This window comes from Roseateles sp. Mitsp63 (assembly GCF_059491535.1).
In genome coordinates, this window is record NZ_CP168509.1 from 2,087,209 (window position 1) to 2,108,280 (window position 21,072).

The window sequence follows — 21,072 nt, forward strand, 5'->3', positions numbered from 1 at the left end:
CATCGCCACGGCGCCGTCACGCGGGGGTAAGCTGAACGGGCTACAAAAGCGGTTGAGCATATGCGATGCCGCCGCAGTGATCGATGCGATCGGCTGTGGCAAGCTTCTTGCACAGGTCCGCATGAGGAGACACATGAGCGCGAACAACGCCGAGGCCGGTTTCACCGGTGCATCGTTCCAGGGTTTCGAAGCGTGGGCCCGTCAGGCGCAGCAGGCCGCGAGCGGCCTGTCGCAGGGCTTGGGCGATGCCGTCCAGCAGCTGCAGGCGATGCAGGTCGCGCCCGACGCGTGGAGCCAGCTGCAATCCGAATACCTGCGCCAGGCCGGCGAGCTGTGGAACGCCGCGATCGGTGAGTCGAAGGACGGCGCAGCCGCGGCCGCGCCGCTCAAGGACCGCCGTTTCTCCGACGCCACCTGGACCGAGAACCGCGTCGCCCACTTCACCGCGCAGCTCTACCTGCTCAACGCCCGCACGCTGCAGCGCATGGCCGAGCAGGTGCAGGGCGACGACAAGACCCGCGCCCGCGTCCGCTTCGCGGTGCAGCAGTTCGTCGACGCCGCGTCGCCGAGCAACTTCCTCGCGCTGAATCCGGAAGCGCAGCAGCGCGCGATGACCACGCAGGGCGAGAGCCTCGCGCGCGGCCTGCAGCTGCTGATGGCCGACGTGCAGCGCGGCCATGTGTCGCAGACCGACGAGTCGGCCTTCGAGGTCGGCCGCAACGTCGCCACCACCGAGGGCAGCGTCGTCTTCGAGAACGAGTTCTTCCAGCTGCTCGAGTACAAGCCGCTCACCGCCAAGGTGCACACGCGCCCGCTGCTGATGGTGCCGCCCTGCATCAACAAGTACTACATCCTCGACCTGCAGCCGGAGAACTCGCTGATCCGCTACGCCGTCGCGCAGGGCCACCGCACCTTCGTGGTGAGCTGGCGCAACCCGGATGCGGGCTGCGTGCACTGGACCTGGGACGACTACATCGGCCAGGCCGCGATCCGCGCGATCGAGGTGGTGCGCGAGATCGCCGGCACCGACACGATCGACACGCTGGGCTTCTGCGTCGGCGGCACCATCCTGGCGACCGCGCTGGCGGTGATGGCCGCGCGCGGCGAGCAGCCGGCCTCCAGCGTCACGCTGCTCACCACGCTGATCGACTTCAGCAGCAATGGCGTGCTGGACCTGTTCATCGACGAGCAGGCGGTCAAGCTGCGCGAGATGACGCTGGGCGAACACGCGGTCAACGGCCCGGGCCTGCTGCATGGGCAGGAACTGGCGACGACCTTCAGCTTCCTGCGCCCGAACGACCTGGTCTGGAACTACGTGGTCGGCAACTACCTGAAGGGCGAGGCGCCGCCGGCCTTCGACCTGCTGTACTGGAACGGCGACGCCACCAACCTACCGGGGCCGATGTACTGCTGGTACCTGCGCCACACCTATCTGCAGAACGAGCTGAGACTGCCGGACCAGCTCACCGTCTGCGGCGAGCGCATCGACCTGGGCCGCATCGAGGCGCCGGTCTACATCTACGGCTCGCGCGAGGACCACATCGTCCCCTGGGACGCCGCGTACCGCAGCACGCAGGTGTTCAAGGGCAAGAAGCGTTTCGTGCTCGGCGCGTCCGGGCACATCGCCGGCGTGATCAATCCGCCGGAGAAGAACAAGCGCAGCCACTGGATCGGCAAGGGCGCGGCGCTGCCCGCCGATCCGCAGCAGTGGCTGCAGCACGCCACCGAGCATCCCGGCAGCTGGTGGACCGATTGGTCGCAATGGCTGGCCGGCCACGCGGGGCCGCTGAAGGCGGCGCCGCGCGCGCCCGGCAACCGCGTCCACAAGGCCATCGAGCCGGCGCCAGGCCGTTACGTGAAGCAACGCGCCTGAACGGTTTCAACCCGCTGACGTCAGCAGTTTCGAAAGAGGAGCGAGTCATGAGTTCACCGCAGGACATCGTCATCGTCGCCGCGGCCCGCACGCCGATCGGCAAGTTTGGAGGGGCACTGTCGACCACCCCGGCCAGCGAGCTGGGCGCGACCGTCATCCAGGAGCTGCTGCGCCGCAGCGGCCTGCAGCCCGATCAGGTCAATGAGGTCATCCTCGGCCAGGTGCTGACCGCCGGCGTCGGCCAGAACCCCGCGCGCCAGGCCGTCATCAAGGCCGGCCTGCCGGTGAGCGTGCCGGCGATGACCATCAACAAGGTCTGCGGCTCGGGCCTGAAGGCCGTGATGCTCGCGGCGCAGGCGATCCGCGACGGCGACTCGGACATCATCATCGCCGGCGGCCAGGAGAACATGAGCCTGTCGCCGCATGTGCTGCCGGGCTCGCGCGACGGCCAGCGCATGGGCGAGTGGAAGCTCGTCGACACGATGATCGTGGACGGCCTGTGGGACGTGTACAACCAGTACCACATGGGCATCACCGCGGAGAACGTGGCCAAGGAGTACCACGTCAGCCGCGCGCAGCAGGACGAGCTGGCGCTGGCCAGCCAGCAGAAGGCCGCCGCGGCGCAGGACGCCGGCCGCTTCACCGCCGAGATCGTCCCCGTCACGATCCCGCAGCGCAAGGGCGATCCGGTCGTGTTCGCCGCCGATGAGTTCATCAATCGCAAGACCAATGCCGAGGCGCTGGCCGGCCTGAAGCCTGCTTTCGACAAGGCCGGCTCGGTGACCGCCGGCAATGCCTCGGGCCTGAACGACGGCGCGGCCGGCCTGCTGCTGATGACCGACGCGAAGGCGAAGGCGCTCGGGTTGACGCCGCTGGCGCGCATCGCGTCCTACGCGAGCGCCGGCGTCGATCCGAAGACCATGGGCATGGGCCCGGTGCCGGCCTCGCGCAAGGCGCTGGCGCGCGCCGGCTGGCAGGCCAAGGACCTGGACCTGCTGGAGATCAACGAGGCCTTCGCCGCGCAGGCCTGCGCCGTGCACCAGGAGATGGGCTGGGACCTGAGCAAGGTCAACGTCAATGGCGGCGCGATCGCGCTGGGCCATCCGATCGGCGCCTCGGGCGCCCGCATCCTGGTCACGCTGCTGCACGAGATGATCAAGCGCGATGCGAAGAAGGGCATCGCCAGCCTGTGCATCGGCGGCGGCATGGGCGTGGCGCTGTGCGTCGAGCGCTGATCCGCGCCCGGAGTTCCTTCCGCGTCTGAACGATCCGATATTCCAGGCTTGCCGGCCGTGGACGCGGCGGCGCGGCAAGCCCCTCAGGAGGCAAGCAAGATGAGTCAGAAAGTTGCATACGTGACCGGCGGCATGGGCGGCATCGGCACCGCCATTTGCCAGCGCCTCCACAAGGAAGGCTTCAAGGTCATCGCCGGTTGCGGTCCGAGCCGCGACCATGCCAAGTGGCTGTCCGAGCAGACCGCGCTCGGCTACACCTTCCACGTGTCGGTGGGCAACGTGGCGGACTGGGACTCGACGGTCGCCGCCTTCGACAAGGCGATCGCCGAGCACGGCAAGATCGACGTGCTGGTCAACAACGCCGGCGTGACCAAGGACCGCATGTTCCTGAAGATGACCCGCGACGAGTGGGACACCGTCATCGACACCAACCTCAACAGCATGTTCAACGTCACCAAGCAGGTGGTGCCGGGCATGGTGGACAAGGGATGGGGACGGATCATCAACATCTCGTCGGTGAACGGCGAGAAGGGCCAGGCGGGCCAGACCAACTACTCGGCCGCCAAGGCCGGGATGCATGGCTTCACGATGGCGCTGGCGCAGGAGCTGGCGGCCAAGGGCGTGACCGTGAACACCGTCAGCCCGGGCTACATCGGCACCGACATGGTCAAGGCGGTGCGGCCGGACGTGCTGGAGAAGATCGTCGCCGGCATCCCGGTCAAGCGCCTGGGCGAGCCGGACGAGATCGCCTCCATCGTCGGCTGGCTGGCGGGCGAGAGCTCCGGTTTCACGACCGGCGCAGACTTCAGCTGCAACGGCGGGTTGCACATGGGGTGAAGCGGGACCGAGTTCAGTCCGGTGGACTGAGCGACGCCCGCTGAACGGCTGTGGACCGCAGGTCCACAGGCTGGGGGGCGGCGATTCGAACCAAACCCCCTCTTTCAGCGACGCAGCGCCAGCGTGCCCTTCAGGCCGCCGGCGTTGCCGTTTCCACTGGAGGAGATTACCGATGTCACCACCGTCGCGCCCGCATGCCGGGCGCCGTTCCCTGTTGCTGGCCGCCGCGGCCTTGCCGCTCGCCGCCGCGCAGGCCATCCCCGCGAAACCCGCCGCATCGTCCGCGGGACGCGTCCTGCGCGTTGGCGTGATCGATCTGAGCTTCCATCGCGCGAGCGCCGGCATCGTCACGCAGGTGCTGCAGTCCGGCGGCGTCGCGCATGAACTGCGATTCGCGCCCCATGAGCGCATCTACGAACTGCTGGGCCGCAGCGAGATCGACATGACCGTCTCCGCCTGGCTGCCCGGCAGTCATGGCGGCTTCGTCCGCGACTTCGAGGGCGAGCTGCTGCCGCTGGGCCTGCTGTACCAGCCCTACGCGCTGTGGGGCGTGCCGGACTACGTGCCGGCGGACCTGCTCAGCACCGTCGGCGACCTGCGCCGCGCCGACGTCGCCGAGCGCATGACCAAGCGCATCCAGGGCATCGGCCCGGGCGCGGGCATCAGCCGTTTCTCGCGCGAGATCGTCGAGCGCTACGACCTGGACGCCCATGGCTACCGTTTCGAGAATGGCTCGCTCGAGGACTGCGTCCAGGCCTTCGAGTCGGCCATCGCGCGGCGCGAATGGGTGGTGGTGCCGCTGTGGCGTCCGCAGTACCTGCATGCGCGCCATCGGATCCGCGAGCTGCGCGAGCCCGGCGGACTGCTGCGCGGCGTCGACGACGCGACGCTGGTGCTGCGGCGCGACGCGCGCGCGTTGATCCCGGACCGCACGCTGGCGGTGCTGGCCGGCATGTCGCTGGGCAACGAGGTGGTCGAGGCGCTGGACGAGCGCGTCGGCCGCGAGGGCCGGGACGCCGGGCAGGTGGCCGCGGAGTGGCTCGCCGGGCACGGCGCGGCGGCGGACGCCTGGGCTCGCGCGGGACAGCTCGCGCTGGCGTCGGCGAGCCGGATTCCTGCGCGATGAAAAAGGGCTGCCCCTGGCAGCCCTTCGTCGTCCGGCCGGACCTCGGTCCGCCGGTCAGTCCTTCTTCATCAGGACCAGCAGTTGCGACAGGTTCTGCGCCGCCGCCTGGAGCTTGGGCAGGCCCTGCTCGAGCAGGACGTGCGGCGGCGTGCGCGACGCATGCGTGCTGATGTTGATCGCCGCGATCACGCGGCCGTCCCGGCCGGCGATCGGCACGGCGATGGTCAGCACGCCGTCCTCCAGTTCCTGGTCCACGAGGCACCAGTGCTGGCGCCGCGCCTGCTCGACGGCGGCACGCAGTTCCTCGTGCGAGCGCACCGTGTTGCTCGCGCGCCGCGCCAGCTGCACGTGGGCCAGTCTGGCCTCGCGCTCCTCGGCCGGCAGCGCCGCCAGCAGCACGCGGCCGGTGGCGGTGGCCCAGGCCGGCAGGCGGCTGCCCACGCCCATCGGGTCCGACATGATCTTGCGCAGCGGCGCGCGCAGCACGAAGACCACGTCCTCGGCGTCGAGCACCGCGATCGAGACGGACTCGCGCACGTCGTTGGCCAGCTGCATCGCCACCGGCTCGGCGAAGCGCCACAGCGGCTGCGACGACAGGTAGGCGAAGCCCAGATCCAGGATCTTGGGCGTCAGCTCGAACATGCGCCCCTCGGACCGCACGTAACCCAGCGTCTGCAGCGTCAGCAGGATGCGGCGCGCGCCGGCGCGCGTCAGGCCGCAGCGCTTGGCCACGTCGGTCAGGGTCTGACGGGCATGGTGGGTGTCGAAGGTCCGGATGACCGACAGGCCTCGCGCGAAGGACTGCACGTAGCTGTCGCCAGGCTTCAGGGAGGTGTTGGGTGCGCTTTCGTCAGGAGACATGGGCGTCATGACCGCAGTATAGGAAGGCCGCGAAACGTTAATATCGCGCCCCTTTCCTTGTGATGTGACAGAGGGTGAAAACCATGGCCATGGACGTTGTCGACTACGAAATCAAGGGCGCTGAAATGCAGTTCGTCGAGGTCGAACTCGACCCCGGCGAAGCCGCCATCGGCGAAGCCGGCAGCATGATGTTCATGGACGCCGGCATCGGCATGGACACGGTGTTCGGTGACGGATCCGCCAACCAGGGCGGTTTCTTCGGCAAGCTGCTGGGTGCGGGCAAGCGGTTGGTGACCGGGGAATCGCTGTTCACCACGGTCTACACGAACCAGTCTCATGGCAAGCAGCGGGTCGCGTTCGCGGCGCCGTATCCCGGCAAGATCCTGCCCATGGATCTGGGCAAGCTGGGAGGCACGCTCATCTGCCAGAAGGACGCGTTCCTGTGCGCGGCCCGCGGCGTGTCGCTGGGGATTGCTCTCCAGCAGCGCCTGTCGACTGGCTTCTTCGGTGGCGAAGGTTTCATCATGCAGAAGCTCGATGGTGATGGGCTGGCCTTCGTGCACGCGGGGGGTACCGTGGTTCGTCGGACGCTCCAGCCCGGGCAGACGGTGCTGGTCGATACCGGTTGCGTGGTGGCCTACACCCCGTCGGTGAGTTTTGAGATCCAGTACGTGGGCAAGATCAAGACCGCCCTGTTCGGCGGCGAAGGCCTGTTCCTGGCCAAGATGACCGGACCCGGCGAAGTCTGGCTGCAGAGCCTGCCGTTCTCGCGCCTGGCGTCGCGCGTCTTCGCGGCGGCGCCGCAGCGCGGCGGCTCGCGCGAGGAGGGCTCGGTGCTCGGCGGCTTCGCCACCGGCGGCCTGCTGGGCGGGCTGCTCGGCGGCGACGACGAATGAGCCTCGCGTCCGCCTGAACCGGCCGGCAAGTTCGAGATGCGCAGACTTGCCGCAACGCTGGCGGCAAGTCTGGCGCAACCGGATGCAACCGTGAGCACGCGCTCAAGCCCGCATCAACACGGCGTTGGCGGTGCTGTTCCGCTCGGGGCCTAGGGAGAACCCGCCTACACTTGAGGGCTTCGCGCCGCTCGGTGCGACGGGCATCTCCTGTTGAGGATCTCCATGCTGTCTTCCCTCGCGCGGCCGCTGCTGGCCGCCCTGGCCCTCACCGCGCTGGGCGCGGTTCTCGCGCCGGCCACGCAGGCCGCCACCGGCAATGCCAACGGCAACGGCGCCAGTCCCATCTTCGTCCTGAACTCGCTGGATGCCGACATCAGCGTGATCGATCCCAAGGACTTCCGCGAGCTCAAGCGCATCCCGACCGGCAAGGAGCCGCACCACCTCTACCTGACGCCCGACCGCAAGACGATGGTCGTGGCCAATGCGCTGGGGGATTCGCTGACCTTCCTCGACCCGGTCACCGCCGAGGTGCAGCGCACCGTGCGCGGCATCCCCGATCCCTATCACCTGCGCTTCTCGCCCGACATGAAGTGGCTGGTGCTGGCCGGCAACCGTCTGGACCACGTCGACATCTACAAGTGGCAGCCGCAGAACGCGGCGCAGCCGCTGGCGCTGTTCAAGCGCTTCTCCGCGCCGAAGACGCCCAGTCACCTGTCCATCGACAGCAGGAGCAGCGTCGTCTACGCCAGCCTGCAGGACAGCAGCGAGCTGCTGGCGATCGACCTGAGCACGATGACCCCGCGCTGGAAGATCCCGGTGGGCAAGCTGCCGGCCGACCTCTACCTGACGCCGGATGACAAGTTCCTGCTGGTGGCCCTGACCGGCGAGCGCAGCGTCGAGGTCTACGACGTCAGCGGCGCGCAGCCCCGGCTGGTGAAGCGGCTCGAGACCGGCGACGGCGCGCACTCGTTCCGCGCGCTCGGCGACAGGAAGCATGTGCTGGTCAGCAACCGCGCGGCCAACACGATCAGCAAGATCGCGCTGGCCGACTTCACCGTGGTGGACACCTTCAAGGCGCCGGGCGGCCCCGACGACATGGAGATCCTGACCGACGGGCGCACGCTGATGTTCACCTCGCGCTGGGCGCGCAAGCTCACCGTGATGGACCTGCAGACCAAGCAGATCCTGCAGCAGGTCAAGGTCGGCAAGTCGCCGCACGGCGTCTGGACGCTGGACCAGATGCCGCGCCAGTGAGCGCGGACCGGTGCTAGCGTGAAGACGTCCTTCGTCCTGCGGCATGGCGCCGCGCTGCTGCTGGGCCTGACGCTCGCCGTGCAGGCGCAGCCGCAGGCGGCCGCCTCGGCGCCGGCCGTGCCGTGTGACAAGCCGGTCTACCTGACCTTCGACACCGGCCACATGGGCGTGGCGCCGTTGATCGTCGACACGCTCAAGCGCTTCGACGCGAAGGCGACCTTCTTCCTCGCGCAGGAGCCGACGATCGACGGCGGCCAGACGCTGGACGACAAGTGGGCGCCGTGGTGGAAGCAACTGGCCGGGGAGGGGCATGACTTCGGCTCCCACACCTGGTTCCACGACACCTGGACCGCCGACCTGCCCGATGGCCGCTTCCGCTTCCGGCGCGCGGCCGGCGAGCAGGTGCCGCAGACGGTGGTGCTGAGCCCGGCCGAGTACTGCGAGGAACTCAAGCGCCCCGCGCGCCGTTTCCTCGAGATGACGGGCCGGCCGATGTCGATGATCTTCCGCGCGCCGGCCGGGCGGACCTCGCCGGCGCTGCTCGCGGCGGCGCAGGCCTGCGGCTTCCGGCATGTGGGCTGGAGCGCGGCGGGCTTCCTCGGCGACGAGCTGCCCAGCGACAAGTATCCGAACCTCGCGCTGCTGGAGCAGGCGCTGCGCCGCGTGAAGCCGGGCGACATCCTGATGGCGCACCTGGGCATCTGGTCGCGCCAGGAGCCCTGGGCGCCGGCGGTGCTGGAGCCGCTGCTGCAGGGTTTGAAATCCCGCAGCATGTGCTTCGCGCCGTTGCGCGATCATCCGGACTACGTCGCCTGGATGCGCAAGCCGCAGGAGGCGGTCGCGCTCAAGCCGGCCGCGGCGCCGGGCGCGAGCGGGGCGGTCGGCCCGAAGGACGCGCTCAAGCGTTGAAGCCTCGACACCTTGACGCCGTGAATCACCGAATCCCAGGAGCACAGACAGCGTGATGGACTGGTTCACCGATCTGTTCGGACAAGCGCAGCAGGCGCTGTTCGAGAGCCTCATCCAGCCGATCGTCTTCGGCCTGGGCTACGGCAACCTGCTCGAGGACGCGTTCGACGCGACCGGCTGGCTGCTGGTGGGCCTGGCGCAGATCGTCGTGATGCTGGCGGTGATCGGCTCGCTGCAGCGCTGGCGGCCGGCCGAGGCGGTGACCGACCGCCGCGCCATCCGCGTCGACATCGTCTACACGCTGATCCAGCGGCTGGGCCTGTTCCGGCTGGCGATGTTCTTCTCGCTGGATCCGCTGTTCGACAGCCTGGTCGGCGAGCTGCGCATGCAGGGCGTCCCGACCTTCCAGCTGGACGCGATCTGGCCCGGCGTGACGGACCAGGCCTGGGTCAGCTTCCTGCTTTATCTCGTCGCCTTCGACCTGCTGCAGTACTGGCTGCACCGCGCGCAGCACTCGTGGAACTGGTGGTGGGCGCTGCACTCGCTGCATCACAGCCAGCGTCAGATGACGATGTGGAGCGACAGCCGCAACCATCTGCTCGACGACCTGCTGATCGACAGCGCGGTCGCGCTGACGGCGATCCTGATCGGCGTCGGACCGGGGCAGTTCGTGGCGCTGGTCGCGATCTCGCAGTTGCTGGAGAACCTGCAGCACGCCAACCTGCGCCTGAGCTTCGGCCGGATCGGCGAGCGGCTGCTGGTCAGCCCGCGCTTCCACCGGCTGCACCATTCGATCGGCATCGGCCACGAGGGCCTGGGCAGAGGCACGCTGGGCGGCCACAACTTCGCGGTGCTGCTGCCGGTGTGGGACGTGCTGTTCCGCACCGCCAACTTCGAGGACCGCTGGGATCCCACCGGCGTGCGCGACCAGTTGCCGGAGGAGGGCGGGCGCGACTACGGCCAGGGCTACTGGGCGCAGCAGTGGCTGGGCCTGAAGCGGCTCGCGGGCCGTGACAAGATCGCGCCCTCGACGATGACCATCGCCGGCCAGGAGCCGGCCGGAGGGGACGACTGATGATCAAGCCGATGAGCCGCATCGCGGACTCGTTCTGGCGCGCCGCCGCGTACTGCCTGCATCCGCGGGTGATCGGCCTGTCGCTGCTGCCGCTGATCGTGTCGGCCGCGCTGGCGTTCGGACTGGGCTACTTCTTCTGGGAGGCGGCCGTCGCCGGCGTGCGCGCGACGCTGGAATCCTGGAGCCTGGTCGACGGCCTGCTCAAGTGGCTCGACAGCCTGGGCGCCGCGTCCTTCCGCACGGTGCTCGCGCCCATCATCGTGCTGGCGATGGCGGTGCCGGCGCTGGTGGTGCTGAGCCTGCTGCTGGTGGCGCTGCTGATGACGCCCTCCATGGTCGACCTGGTGGCGCAGCGCCGCTTCGCCGGTCTGGAGCGCAAGCGCGGCGCGGGCTTCATGGCGAGCCTGGGCTGGTCGCTCGGCCACACGGTGCTGTGCGTCGTGCTGCTGATCGCATCGCTGCCGTTCTGGCTGATCCCGCCGCTGGCGCTGATCCTGCCGCCGCTGATCTGGGGCTGGCTGGGCTACCGCGTGTTCACCTTCGACGTGCTGGCCGAGCACGCCACCGGCGCCGAACGCCGCCGCCTGCTCGGCGAGCACCGGATGCCGCTGCTGCTGGTGGGACTGGCCACCGGCTACCTGGGCGCCGCGCCGGCCGCGATCTGGGCCATGGGCGCGCTCACGATCGCCTTCGCGCCGGTGCTGATCCTGGTGTCGGTGTGGCTGCACACGCTGGTCTTCGCCTTCAGCTCGCTGTGGTTCGCGCACTATGCGCTGGCCGCGCTGCAGGAGATGCGCCGCGCGGACACCGCCGCCGCGCGCGCGCCCGATCCGGTGATGGACGCGCTGCCGGCCAACTACGCCACCGCGCCGCCGCTGAGCGCGGACGATCCCGAGCCGGGCCCGCCGCCCGCGATCGAGAACCGTCCGTCGCCGCTCTGACGCTTCCGTTCCCACGCCATCGCAGGACTTCGCATGACCATCGGACTCTTCATCATCGGCGACGAGATCCTCTCCGGGAAACGCCAGGACAAGCACCTGGCCAAGGTGATCGAGCTGCTGGGCGCGCGCGGCCTGCAGCTCGCGTGGGCGAAGTACCTGGGCGATGACCGTGAGCACCTGGTGCGCGAGTTCGAGGCCGCCTTCGACAGCGGCGACCTGTTCTTCAGCTGCGGCGGCATCGGCGCGACGCCGGACGACCACACGCGCCAGGCCGCCGCGGCGGCGCTGGGGCGGCCGCTCGAGCTGCATCCGCAGGCCGCCGAGCTGATCTGGCAGCGCGTCCAGCAGATGGCGGCGGAGCAGGGCACGACGCCGGAGCGCGACCATCCCGACACGCTGCGCCGGCTCGAGATGGGCGTGTTCCCGCAGGGCGCGGCCATCATCCCGAATCCGTACAACAAGATCCCGGGCTTCTCGATCGAGAGCCGCGCGCATTTCGTCCCCGGCTTCCCGGTGATGGCGCATCCGATGATCGAGTGGGCGCTGGACCATCTGCACGCCGACCTGCATCGGGCGGTCGGCACGCGCGAGCGCTCGCTGATCCTGCAGGGCGCGATGGAGGCGAGCCTGACGCCGCTGATGGAGCGCATCGAGGCCGACTTCCCCGGCATCAAGGTGTTCTCGCTCCCGAGCGTCGACCATCCGCAGTACGGGCGCCACATCGAACTGGGCGTCAAGGGCGACGCGCAGGCGATGGACGCGGCGTACGCGGCGCTGCGCGCGGGCGTTGTCCAATTTGGTGCCGCCATCAGCACTGAATTGGTGCGATGATGCACCGATCCGGGTTTCGCCCCCAGGCGGTGCACCGGCGGGTCTGACGGCTTCCCTGCCGCGTCCCTGGCGCCGCCCTCGCGTGGCGCGCTGGGCATCGAGGGTTGGCGCGCCATGCACCGGTCTGGCGCCTGCCTGTCACGCCGGCGCCATCTGTTGGCATGCAAACTGCTAAATCGTCCCCGCTGGGCCGAAGCCCGACGACTCTTTCTTTCTCATCCAGCCCCCCTAGGAGTGATTGATGGCCACCAAGACCGTCGCCGACGTGATGAACATGGTGAAGGAGCACGAAGTCAAGTTCGTTGACTTCCGCTTCACCGACACCCGCGGCAAAGAGCAGCACGTGTCCGTGCCCGTGTCCGCCTTCGACGAAGACAAGTTCCAGTCGGGCCATGCCTTCGACGGCTCCTCGATCGCCGGTTGGAAGGGCATCGAAGCCTCCGACATGCTGCTGATGCCGGACCCCAACACGGCCAACATCGATCCCTTCTTCGAAGAGCCGACGCTGATCCTGACCTGCGACGTCATCGATCCCACCGACGGCAAGGCCTATGAGCGCGACCCGCGCTCGCTGGCGCGCCGCGCCGAGGCCTACCTGAAGTCCTCCGGCCTGGGCGACACGGCCTTCTTCGGTCCGGAACCCGAGTTCTTCATCTTCGACAGCGTCCGCTGGAACGTGGACATGTCGGGCTCCTTCGTGAAGATCGACGCCGAGGAAGCCGCCTGGAACACCGGCAAGGAATACGAGCACGGCAACAGCGGCTACCGTCCCACCGTCAAGGGCGGCTACTTCCCGGTCCCGCCGGTCGACAGCGGCCAGGACATGCGCTCGGAGATGTGCCTGATCCTGGAACAGATGGGCATCCCCGTCGAAGTCCACCACCACGAGGTCGCCAACGCCGGCCAGATGGAGATCGGCACCAAGTTCAGCTCGCTGGTCGAGCGCGCCGACTGGCTGCAGCTGCAGAAGTACATCATCACGAACGTCGCGCATGCCTACGGCAAGACCGCCACGTTCATGCCGAAGCCCATCGTCGGCGACAACGGCTCGGGCATGCACGTGCACCAGTCGGTCTGGAAGGATGGCAAGAACCTGTTCGCCGGTGACGGCTACGCCGGCCTGAGCGACTTCGCGCTGTACTACATCGGCGGCATCATCAAGCACGCCCGCGCGCTGAACGCCATCACCAACCCCGGCACCAACTCGTACAAGCGCCTGGTGCCCGGCTTCGAAGCTCCGGTGAAGCTGGCCTACTCGGCCAAGAACCGCTCGGCCTCGATCCGCATCCCCTACGTCGCCAACCCGAAGGGCCGCCGCATCGAGGCGCGCTTCCCGGATCCCTCGGCCAACCCGTACCTGGCCTTCGCCGCGCTGCTGATGGCCGGCCTGGACGGCGTCGAGAACAAGATCCATCCGGGCGAAGCCGCCACGAAGGACCTGTACCACCTGCCGCCGGAGGAAGACGCGAAGATCCCGACCGTCTGCCACAGCCTGGACCAGGCGCTGGAGTACCTGGACAAGGACCGCGCGTTCCTGACCAAGGGCGGCGTGTTCACCGATGCCTACATCGATGCCTACATCGACCTGAAGATGCAGGAAGTCCAGCGCTTCCGCATGACCACGCACCCGGTCGAGTTCGACATGTACTACTCGCTGTGATCGCGAGCGCGGACGGCGCCATGACCGCTTCGGCACGGCCCGCTCCGCACCGCCACCGCGCAGGGGGACGGCCACGGCCGTCCCTTTTCGTTTTCGCGCTGCCGCGGCCGGGGCGGTACACCTGGCAACAGCGTGTGTGGGTGCCGGTGAGGCGGCGCTGGACCGATTGCGTCACAATGCCCGATGACTCTGGTCAGTTAGAAGCAGGGAATGCAGATGAAGCTGCAGATCAAACGGGTGGGACGTTGGGGAATGGCGGCGCTGGTGGCGCTGACCGGCATGGCGGGGAGCGCTTCGGCGCAGGGCGTGGTGTACCGCTGCCCGGGACCGCCGGTGCTGTACACCGACGCGATGTCGGCCAAGGAGGCCGCCGAGAAGGGCTGCCGCAGCATCGAGGGCACGCCGATCTCCGTGATCGCGCCGGTCAAGCCGCGACCCTCGGTGACACCGTCACCGACATCGGGAGGCCAGAGTGCTGACCTCAAGGTCGACGCCAAGGACCAGCGCGTGCGCGACGACGATCGCCGCCGCATCCTCGAGCAGGAATTGCGCGAGGCCGAGGGCAAGCTCGCCAAGCTCCAGCAGGAGTACAACAACGGCCAGCCCGAGCGCCGCGGCGACGAGCGCAACTATCAGAAGTACCTGGACCGCACGGCCGAACTCAAGGCGTCCGTCACGCGCCAGGAGGCCGACGTGCAGGCCATCAAGCGCGAGCTCGGCAAGCTGCCGCCCTGATCACCGCGCGGTGGTCCGGGTGACGCGCGCCGAGTCTGGCCAGAGCGACACCCGATGACTTCCACTTCCGACGCTTGCGTGCCCGCCGGCGATGACGGCGCGGCCTACCAGTGCTTCGACCTGCTGGCGACGCTGGTCGCGGTCGTGCGCCCGGACGGCACCTGCGAGTTCGCCAACACCGCCGTCGAGACGCTGTTCAACCTGCCGCGCCGCGCGGTGCAGGGCAGCAACCTGCTCGAGTGGTTCACCGACACCGGCCGCCTGGTCGAGGCGCTGGAGGAGGTGAGCCGCAACGCGTTCTCGAGCTCGCGCTTCGACGCGACGATCCGCCGCGGGCCGCGCACGCACGACGATCTGCTGCCGGTGCATGTGATCGTCAGCCAGACCGAGGATCCGCAGCGGCTGGTGATCGAGCTGATCGAGAACGCGCAGCAGACGCGCCAGGACCGCGAGGAGCGCAACCTGGACCAGGTCCACGCGACCAAGGAACTGACGCGCAACCTCGCGCACGAGATCAAGAACCCGCTGGGCGGCATCCGCGGCGCGGCGCAGCTGCTGGCGCTGGAGCTGCAGCCGACGGCGCGCTGGGCGGAGCTCGAGGAATACACCGAGGTCATCATCCACGAGGCCGACCGGCTGCAGTCGCTGGTGGACCGGCTGCTGGCGCCGCACCGGCGCGCGCAGGTGGTGGGCGACGTCAACATCCATGAGATCTGCGAGCGGGTGCGCACGCTGGTGCTGGCGCAGTACCCGCGGGGCCTGACGCTGCTGCGGGACTACGACATCTCGCTGCCCGACTTCCGCGGCGACCGCGAGCAGCTGATCCAGGCGGTGCTGAACATCGTGCAGAACGCCGCGCAGGCGCTGCAGGCGCGCATTGCATCGGGCGACGCGCTCATCGCGCTGCGCACGCGGGTCGCGCGGCAGGTGACGATCGGCAAGCAGCGCTGGCGCTTGGCATTGGAATTGCATGTCGAGGACAACGGCCCGGGCGTGCCCGAGGAGATCAAGGACCGCATCTTTTTCCCGCTGGTGTCGGGCAGGGATGGGGGCTCTGGTCTCGGGCTGACGCTGGCGCAGACGATCGCCCAACAGCACCAGGGCATGATCGACTGCGACAGCCAGCCGGGCCGGACCGATTTCCGAATCACCCTGCCTTTGCCTTGAGCCGCGGCCACAAGCCGACAACAGGGGAAAGGGGAGCCATAGATGAAGTCGATCTGGATTGTTGACGACGACCATTCGATCCGTTTTGTTCTCGAGAAGGCGCTGGCGCGCGAGGGGCTGCCAGTGCGCAGCTTCAGTCAGACGCGCGAGGTGCTGGCCGCGCTCGAGGAGGACACGCCACAGGTGCTGGTGTCCGACATCCGCATGCCGGGCGGTTCAGGCCTGGAGCTGCTGACCACGGTCAAGAAGCAGCTGCCGGGGCTGCCGGTGATCATCATGACGGCCTACTCGGACCTGGACAGCGCGGTGAGCGCGTTCCAGGGCGGGGCCTTCGAGTACCTGCCCAAGCCCTTCGACCTGCCGCGCGCGGTGGAGCTGATCCGGCGCGCGCAGGAGGAGAGCCAGCGCGAGGCGGTGGGCGAGGCCGAGAAGGTCGAGATGCCCGAGATGCTGGGCCAGGCGCCGGCGATGCAGGACGTGTTCCGCGCGATCGGGCGGCTGAGCCAGAGCCACGTGACGGTGCTGATCACCGGCGAGTCGGGCTCGGGCAAGGAGCTGGTGGCGCGCGCGCTGCACAAGCACAGTCCGCGCGCGGACGGGCCTTTCGTCGCGATCAACACGGCGGCGATCCCGAAGGACCTGCTGGAGTCGGAGCTCTTCGGCCATGAGCGCGGCGCGTTCACCGGCGCGCAGGCGACGCGCAGAGGCCGCTTCGAGCAGGCCGAAGGCGGCACGCTGTTCCTGGACGAGATCGGCGACATGCCGCTGGATCTGCAGACGCGGCTGCTGCGCGTGCTGTCGGACGGGCAGTTCTATCGCGTCGGGGGTCACAGCCCGCAGAAGGCGAACGTGCGGGTGGTGGCGGCGACGCACCAGAACCTGGAGACGCTGGTGAAGGAAGGGCGCTTCCGCGAAGACCTGTTCCACCGGCTCAACGTGATCCGGCTGCGGTTGCCGCCGCTGCGCGAGCGCCGCGAGGACGTGCCGCTGCTGGCGCGCTACTTCCTGCAGAGGAGCGCGAGTGAGCTGGGCGTGGAGCCCAAGCGGCTGTCGGACGCGGCGCTGCAGCGGCTGGTGGGTTTCGACTTTCCGGGCAACGTGCGGCAGCTGGAGAACATCTGCCACTGGCTGAGCGTGATGGCGCCGAGCCTGATGGTCGAGGCCAAGGATCTGCCGCAGGAGCTGCTGGCCGCGGCGCCGGGCGCGCCGGCGCTGACGGGGACGATGTCGGCGGAGGTGATGCCGCTGGCGAGCGGGCTGAGCGGCGCGGCGGCGATGGGGCCGGCGCCGCTGCCGGCGGTGCCGATTCCGCCGTCGCCGGACGCCTGGGTCGCGGAGATGGCGCGCGAGGCGCGCCGCCTGCTCGTGGCCGGCGAGCCGAACGTGTGGGACGTGCTGACGCGCCGCTTCGAGGCCAGCCTCATCCTGACGGCGCTGGACCTGACGCGCGGCCGGCGCATCGAGGCGGCGCAGAAGCTGGGCATCGGGCGCAACACGATCACGCGCAAGATCCAGGAGCTCAACCTGGACGCGTGAGGCGGCGGGGAGCGGCCGGCCGCGCCCGGGCAGCGCGGACCGGACGCGCCGTCACCCTCAGGGGGGCGACCCCGCGGGCTTGGCGGTGCCGTTGTCGGTCGTGCTCGCGGCCCCCTGTTTCGCCGCGGGCGCGACCAGGATCATCGGCCTGCCAGTGGTGGCGCCCGTGCCCAGGGAAATGTTGTCGATGAAGAAGTCCCATGAGCCGGTGTTCGACGAGATCACGACCCGCTTGATGCCCTTGGTCGGCAGGTCGACGATGGCCGAGCCGCTGGACGAGTTGGGAGGCAGCGTGACGCTGGACGTGCCGCCCTTGTCGTCCTGGACGACGTACGAGACATTGAACACCTGGCCATTCATCAGCAGCATGCGCACGCCATCGGTCGGCGTGGCCAGGTCCATCGTGATCGTCGACGAGCAGCCCGGGCAGAAGTAGGCCGTGCCATAGACCACCGACGCATTGCGCGGCAGGAAGGTGGTGCCCTTCAGGATCTGGCCGCCGGAGAACGTTGCGCCTTCGGATTTCAGCGGCGCCTGGACTCCGCTGAAGACGCTCGGGCCATTGAACTTCTCGAAGTCGATGAAGCAGCCTTGAGGCTGCGCACCGGTGACGTCCAGGTAGTGCTTGATGAGCGAAGCAGCGTACTTGACCGCCACTGGGCCGAGTTCCCTGAACTGCTCGGTGGCGATGACGTCGTTGATCGTCGCGTCGGTGGGCGCCGGTGTGATGTGGAACAGCACCTTGGTCTTGTAGACCACGCTCTTGTAGGCGATGCGGCGGCCCCGGGCGTCGTAGAAGTAGTCGGTGTCTTCCGAGGCCGAGGCCGGCCCAAGACCGGTGAACACGGTGTCCTTGCTGTAGAAGTTCGATGCCGTCCAGTTCTGCAGCTGCTGGTAGAACGAGGCGACATCGCCCACGGGCAGAAGACCCTCGCTGATCGGCGGCGAAGTCGGCGTTCGGGTGACTGCCTCCACCGGGTCGAGGTCGCCCACGCCGCCGTAGTTGAGGTGCTGGTCGTTGCGCGTGTGGGCGGGCGAGGTCAGGTCCTCCAGCAGATGCAGCGGGAAACCGAGTTGCCGCAGACCTTCCTCGGAGATGGCCCCGTCGGCTCCTTGCGCGGCAGCGACGGCGTCGCTCCAGCGATGGGTGTTGATCAGCGTGCCGAATGTCCAGGAGCAAGGGCCGCTTCCCAGACCCCAGGCGATCGAGCTGCAGCTCGAACCCGAGGCGCTCAGCGCGGGCGTGAAGTGGAAGACCGGGCGCGTGCCTTCGTCCTCGGCGGCGGTGCCGACCTGCAGGAGCTGGTTGAGGTTGGTCGAGCAGGCCGTCCGGCTGTCGATCTGCTTCAGATACTCCACGGCCGAGGCCGTGATGTTCTGATGGGTGGGTACCGCGTGCGAGAACGCGGCCATCGGCGAGCCGATCAGTGCGGCAGCCAGGAGTCCGAATCGAAACATGGGTGTCTCCCGTTGCCGGTTACCAGTACATGACGTACCACTCGCCCGATGGGATCTGCGTGAGCCCGATCTCGGCGATGACGAATGCGCTGCCGTTGGCGACCCGCACGGCGTAGACGCGGGTGGGGCCGTCCGTGCGCAGCAGCGTGGCGGTGCGCAGCCCCGCGCTCAGCGCCTCCAGCATCGGAGGTGTGAGGCTGGTCAGCTTCTGACGGTTGTTCGCATTGGCCGAGAAGTGCTTGAGCGCGGCCTCGATGTCGCCACTGGTCAGTTCGTCGGCCAGGCGCGACAGCATCTGCTCGGGCGTGCCGCCCGGCTGCGCATTGACGTAGATGATCTCGGACTGCGCGCGCTTGATCTGGCCCTTGAATGAGGCCGACACGCGAAACCGGAACTCCGTGGGCGCGTCCGCGCTGAGCGGGAAGCGCAGCGTGAAGACCCGGTCGCCGAAGGACACGTCGCCATCGAGGCCGTCGTCATGAAGCGTGCCGACCGTGGTGACCGTGCCGTTCGCGTTCAGCCGCTGCAGGGTGACGCTGGTTGGAATGAGGGTGGGGTCACTGATCGTCGAGGTGACGACGATCTGCGGCGTGGCACCGACCACGAAGGTGCTGGTGGACACGTTGGTCTGGCCGATCACCGAAGCGGCGAGGGCGGGTGCGGCGCCGAGCAGCATGAATGCGGCGCACGCGAGTCGTCGATGGGCAGGGCTCATCATCTGGCTCCAGGGTTGGGATGCGATGTCGCCCCCGGGAAGGGTGGCGCGGCGGGGGAGGTCTGCGCTTGGCGATTCGGGCGGATCAGACCCCGGCGGCGCCACGGCGACGCATGCCGGCCAACAGCGTCAAGGCCGTCGCCGCCAGCAGCATGCTGGCCGGTTCTGGCACTTCGCTCGTGCTCGTCGGCACGTAGGACGCATCGTCCATGACGAACGAGTCGCCGCCGATGTCGCCGAGGATCTCGATGCGCCGGATGCCTGAGGCGAAGTCGACCGCGATGGCTTCGTTCGGACTGCTCCCAGGCGTGCCCGAACCGGCGTAGTTCACGTTGAACAAGGACGTGGCGGTGTCGACCACCGCGCCATTGGCGTCGTAGGCGCGCATCGTCAACTGGGAGACGTAGGTGAAGAACGCCGAGAACGACGAGATGCTGTTGTTGAACAGGATCGACATCGGACCGCCGGCGTCGACGACGACGTTGATGCCGCTGTGAGGGGGGAAGTTGGCGTCATTGAGCGAGACGCCAGCCTGGAGCACGGTCGCATTCGTGAACGTGAGACCGCTGATCTGTCCTGTCAGCGATTCACCGTCGAGAAAGCCCTCGAAGTCGACCGGGGCGGCACTGGCGCACAGCGGCGCCAGCGTCGCGATCATGGCGGCCGCGCAGGCGCGCCGGAGGCGGAGCATGTCCTTCACGTGGTTCTCCCTTGCGGCCGGACGTATCGCGCGGCGCTGTTTGAATGGTGTGAGGAAATGATGGTGGCCGCGAATACGAACCGTCAAGCAAGCGGAAAGCGTGTTTCAGCGACGGCGTCCTCAAAGGAGGTGAGACGAGCGTCGCATGTTCAGGTGTCATTGCGTTATCTTCGGGGGATGGAAACCGATGCGGTCGCGTCGGCATTCCGGTCGCTGGGCATCCGCTATCGCCGTGGGTCAGCATAGGGTGTGGCTGGGAGAACCCATGAATCGAAGTCATGGCGCATGCGCCTTCATCGTCTGTCTTGCCCTGCTGCCGGCGGCGACGTTCGCGCATGACGTGGTCATCTACCGCGGCATGTGCGACGCGTCCGCGGCGGTCGCGCTGGACGCCAACCACTTCGCAGTGGCCGATGACGAGCACAACACGCTGCAGGTCTATCGCCGAGGCAAAGCCAAGGCAGTCACATCGCTGACGCTCGACGAGTTTCTCGGCACGAAACGCGAGTCGGACCTTGAGGGTTCGGCAACCATCGGAGGCGTGACCTACTGGATTGCCTCGCATGGCCGCAATGCCGATGGCGAGCTGCGCAAGGACAGGCATCGCTTCTTCGCCACTGAAGTCGTGCCGGGATCCAAGCCGCCGGCCTTGCGCATTCGCGGGAAGGCGTATCGCAAGTTGCTCGATGACCTGAAAGCGGCGCCTGCCTTGCTGCCGTTCAAGCTCGCCGAAGCATCGCAGCGGGCCGCGGAAGCACCGGGTGGACTCAACATCGAGGGACTGGCAGCGACCCCGGACGGCCACCTGCTCATCGGCTTTCGCAACCCGGTGCAGGCTGATGGCGCGTTGCTGGTGGAACTCGTGGACCCCGAAGACCTCTTGGCGGATCAACCGGCTCGTATCGGCGCGGTCTTCCAGCTGCAGCTTGGAGGACGCAGCATCCGCAGCATCGAGCGCGTGGGCGCTTCCTATTTGATCGTCGCCGGGCCGCCCGCCGACGCGGGCAGCTTCGCGCTGTACCGCTGGTCGGGGCAGGCCCATGCGCAACCTACTCAGCTTGACGCCGACTTCAAAGGACTGGGCCCGGAGGCGCTGTTCGAGATACCGGGCACGCAGACGGTGCAGGTGCTCAGCGACGACGGGGGCGTCAAGGTCGGCGGCGTGGCGTGCAAGAAGCTGCCGGCCAAGGACAGGTCCTTTCGCAGCCTGACGCTGGACCTGCCGCGCTAGCCAGTCCGTCTCGTATGCGCGTCAGGACGGCC

At 68.5% G+C, this 21,072-nt stretch carries 19 protein-coding genes; 15 read left to right on the forward strand and 4 right to left on the reverse strand.

Translation table 11 applies throughout. The features are described 5' to 3' along the window. Window positions 1–133 precede the first annotated feature (133 nt). From phaC to ACEN96_RS09160, 4 genes are all read left to right on the forward strand, one after another. Window positions 134–1,873: a class I poly(R)-hydroxyalkanoic acid synthase gene (phaC, locus tag ACEN96_RS09145; RefSeq protein ID WP_495587705.1), complete on the forward strand. Its 1,740-nt coding sequence runs from the start codon at window positions 134–136 to the stop codon at window positions 1,871–1,873. 47 nt (window positions 1,874–1,920) lie between these two features. Continuing rightward, the gene (locus ACEN96_RS09150) at window positions 1,921–3,108 is read left to right on the forward strand and encodes an acetyl-CoA C-acetyltransferase (RefSeq protein WP_495587706.1); all 1,188 of its coding nucleotides are present in this window, start codon (window positions 1,921–1,923) and stop codon (window positions 3,106–3,108) included. A gap of 99 nt (window positions 3,109–3,207) precedes the next feature. Further along, window positions 3,208–3,945 carry an acetoacetyl-CoA reductase gene (phbB, locus tag ACEN96_RS09155; protein WP_495587707.1) on the forward strand — a complete coding sequence of 246 codons (738 nt, stop codon included), beginning with the start codon at window positions 3,208–3,210 and terminating at the stop codon, window positions 3,943–3,945. A 172-nt stretch (window positions 3,946–4,117) separates the two neighbouring features. Next, window positions 4,118–5,071, forward strand: a complete 954-nt coding sequence (locus ACEN96_RS09160) for a glycine betaine ABC transporter substrate-binding protein (protein ID WP_495587708.1) — start codon at window positions 4,118–4,120, stop codon at window positions 5,069–5,071. A gap of 54 nt (window positions 5,072–5,125) precedes the next feature. Here ACEN96_RS09160 and ACEN96_RS09165 read toward each other — a convergent pair whose 3' ends face one another. Continuing rightward, the gene (locus tag ACEN96_RS09165) at window positions 5,126–5,932 is read right to left on the reverse strand and encodes an IclR family transcriptional regulator domain-containing protein (RefSeq protein ID WP_495587709.1); all 807 of its coding nucleotides are present in this window, start codon (window positions 5,930–5,932) and stop codon (window positions 5,126–5,128) included. 83 nt (window positions 5,933–6,015) lie between these two features. Between ACEN96_RS09165 and ACEN96_RS09170 the strand changes: the two genes are divergently transcribed. From ACEN96_RS09170 to ntrC, 10 genes are all read left to right on the forward strand, one after another. Beyond that, the gene (locus ACEN96_RS09170; protein WP_495587710.1) at window positions 6,016–6,828 is read left to right on the forward strand and encodes a TIGR00266 family protein; all 813 of its coding nucleotides are present in this window, start codon (window positions 6,016–6,018) and stop codon (window positions 6,826–6,828) included. Between the two features lie 222 nt (window positions 6,829–7,050). After that, entirely contained in the window at window positions 7,051–8,082 is a 1,032-nt protein-coding gene (locus ACEN96_RS09175) for a YncE family protein (protein WP_495587711.1), read from the forward strand. Between the two features lie 18 nt (window positions 8,083–8,100). Beyond that, window positions 8,101–8,991 carry a polysaccharide deacetylase family protein gene (locus ACEN96_RS09180; RefSeq protein WP_495587712.1) on the forward strand — a complete coding sequence of 297 codons (891 nt, stop codon included), beginning with the start codon at window positions 8,101–8,103 and terminating at the stop codon, window positions 8,989–8,991. Between the two features lie 55 nt (window positions 8,992–9,046). Next, window positions 9,047–10,066, forward strand: coding sequence for a sterol desaturase family protein (locus ACEN96_RS09185; RefSeq protein ID WP_495587713.1), 1,020 nt, complete (start codon window positions 9,047–9,049; stop codon window positions 10,064–10,066). Next, window positions 10,066–11,007 carry an EI24 domain-containing protein gene (locus ACEN96_RS09190; RefSeq protein WP_495587714.1) on the forward strand — a complete coding sequence of 314 codons (942 nt, stop codon included), beginning with the start codon at window positions 10,066–10,068 and terminating at the stop codon, window positions 11,005–11,007. Before ACEN96_RS09185 ends, ACEN96_RS09190 begins: the two co-directional genes overlap by 1 nt. A 33-nt stretch (window positions 11,008–11,040) precedes the next feature. Next, the gene (locus tag ACEN96_RS09195) at window positions 11,041–11,838 is read left to right on the forward strand and encodes a competence/damage-inducible protein A (protein ID WP_495587715.1); all 798 of its coding nucleotides are present in this window, start codon (window positions 11,041–11,043) and stop codon (window positions 11,836–11,838) included. Window positions 11,839–12,079: 241 nt separating this feature from the next. Next, the gene (gene glnA, locus ACEN96_RS09200; RefSeq protein ID WP_495587716.1) at window positions 12,080–13,498 is read left to right on the forward strand and encodes a type I glutamate--ammonia ligase; all 1,419 of its coding nucleotides are present in this window, start codon (window positions 12,080–12,082) and stop codon (window positions 13,496–13,498) included. A gap of 210 nt (window positions 13,499–13,708) precedes the next feature. Continuing rightward, complete coding sequence (locus ACEN96_RS09205; protein WP_495587717.1) at window positions 13,709–14,233, forward strand: hypothetical protein; 525 nt, start codon at window positions 13,709–13,711, stop codon at window positions 14,231–14,233. A 54-nt stretch (window positions 14,234–14,287) separates the two neighbouring features. Beyond that, on the forward strand, window positions 14,288–15,400 hold the full coding sequence (gene glnL / locus ACEN96_RS09210) for a nitrogen regulation protein NR(II) (protein ID WP_495587718.1): 1,113 nt from the start codon (window positions 14,288–14,290) through the stop codon (window positions 15,398–15,400). Between the two features lie 42 nt (window positions 15,401–15,442). Further along, window positions 15,443–16,936 carry a nitrogen regulation protein NR(I) gene (ntrC, locus tag ACEN96_RS09215; RefSeq protein ID WP_495587719.1) on the forward strand — a complete coding sequence of 498 codons (1,494 nt, stop codon included), beginning with the start codon at window positions 15,443–15,445 and terminating at the stop codon, window positions 16,934–16,936. Window positions 16,937–16,993: 57 nt separating this feature from the next. Here ntrC and ACEN96_RS09220 read toward each other — a convergent pair whose 3' ends face one another. The 3 genes from ACEN96_RS09220 to ACEN96_RS09230 form a co-directional block, all read right to left on the reverse strand. Then, the gene (locus tag ACEN96_RS09220) at window positions 16,994–18,394 is read right to left on the reverse strand and encodes a hypothetical protein (RefSeq protein ID WP_495587720.1); all 1,401 of its coding nucleotides are present in this window, start codon (window positions 18,392–18,394) and stop codon (window positions 16,994–16,996) included. Between the two features lie 19 nt (window positions 18,395–18,413). Then, a complete protein-coding gene (locus ACEN96_RS09225; protein ID WP_495587721.1) occupies window positions 18,414–19,109 on the reverse strand; it encodes a hypothetical protein in 696 nt (231 codons plus the stop codon). Window positions 19,110–19,194: 85 nt separating this feature from the next. Further along, the gene (locus ACEN96_RS09230) at window positions 19,195–19,767 is read right to left on the reverse strand and encodes a PEP-CTERM sorting domain-containing protein (RefSeq protein ID WP_495587722.1); all 573 of its coding nucleotides are present in this window, start codon (window positions 19,765–19,767) and stop codon (window positions 19,195–19,197) included. A 307-nt stretch (window positions 19,768–20,074) separates the two neighbouring features. On the opposite strand from ACEN96_RS09230, the gene ACEN96_RS09235 reads away from it, so the two are divergent. Then, on the forward strand, window positions 20,075–21,040 hold the full coding sequence (locus ACEN96_RS09235) for a DUF3616 domain-containing protein (protein WP_495587723.1): 966 nt from the start codon (window positions 20,075–20,077) through the stop codon (window positions 21,038–21,040). The last annotated feature ends 32 nt before the right edge of the window (window positions 21,041–21,072 follow it).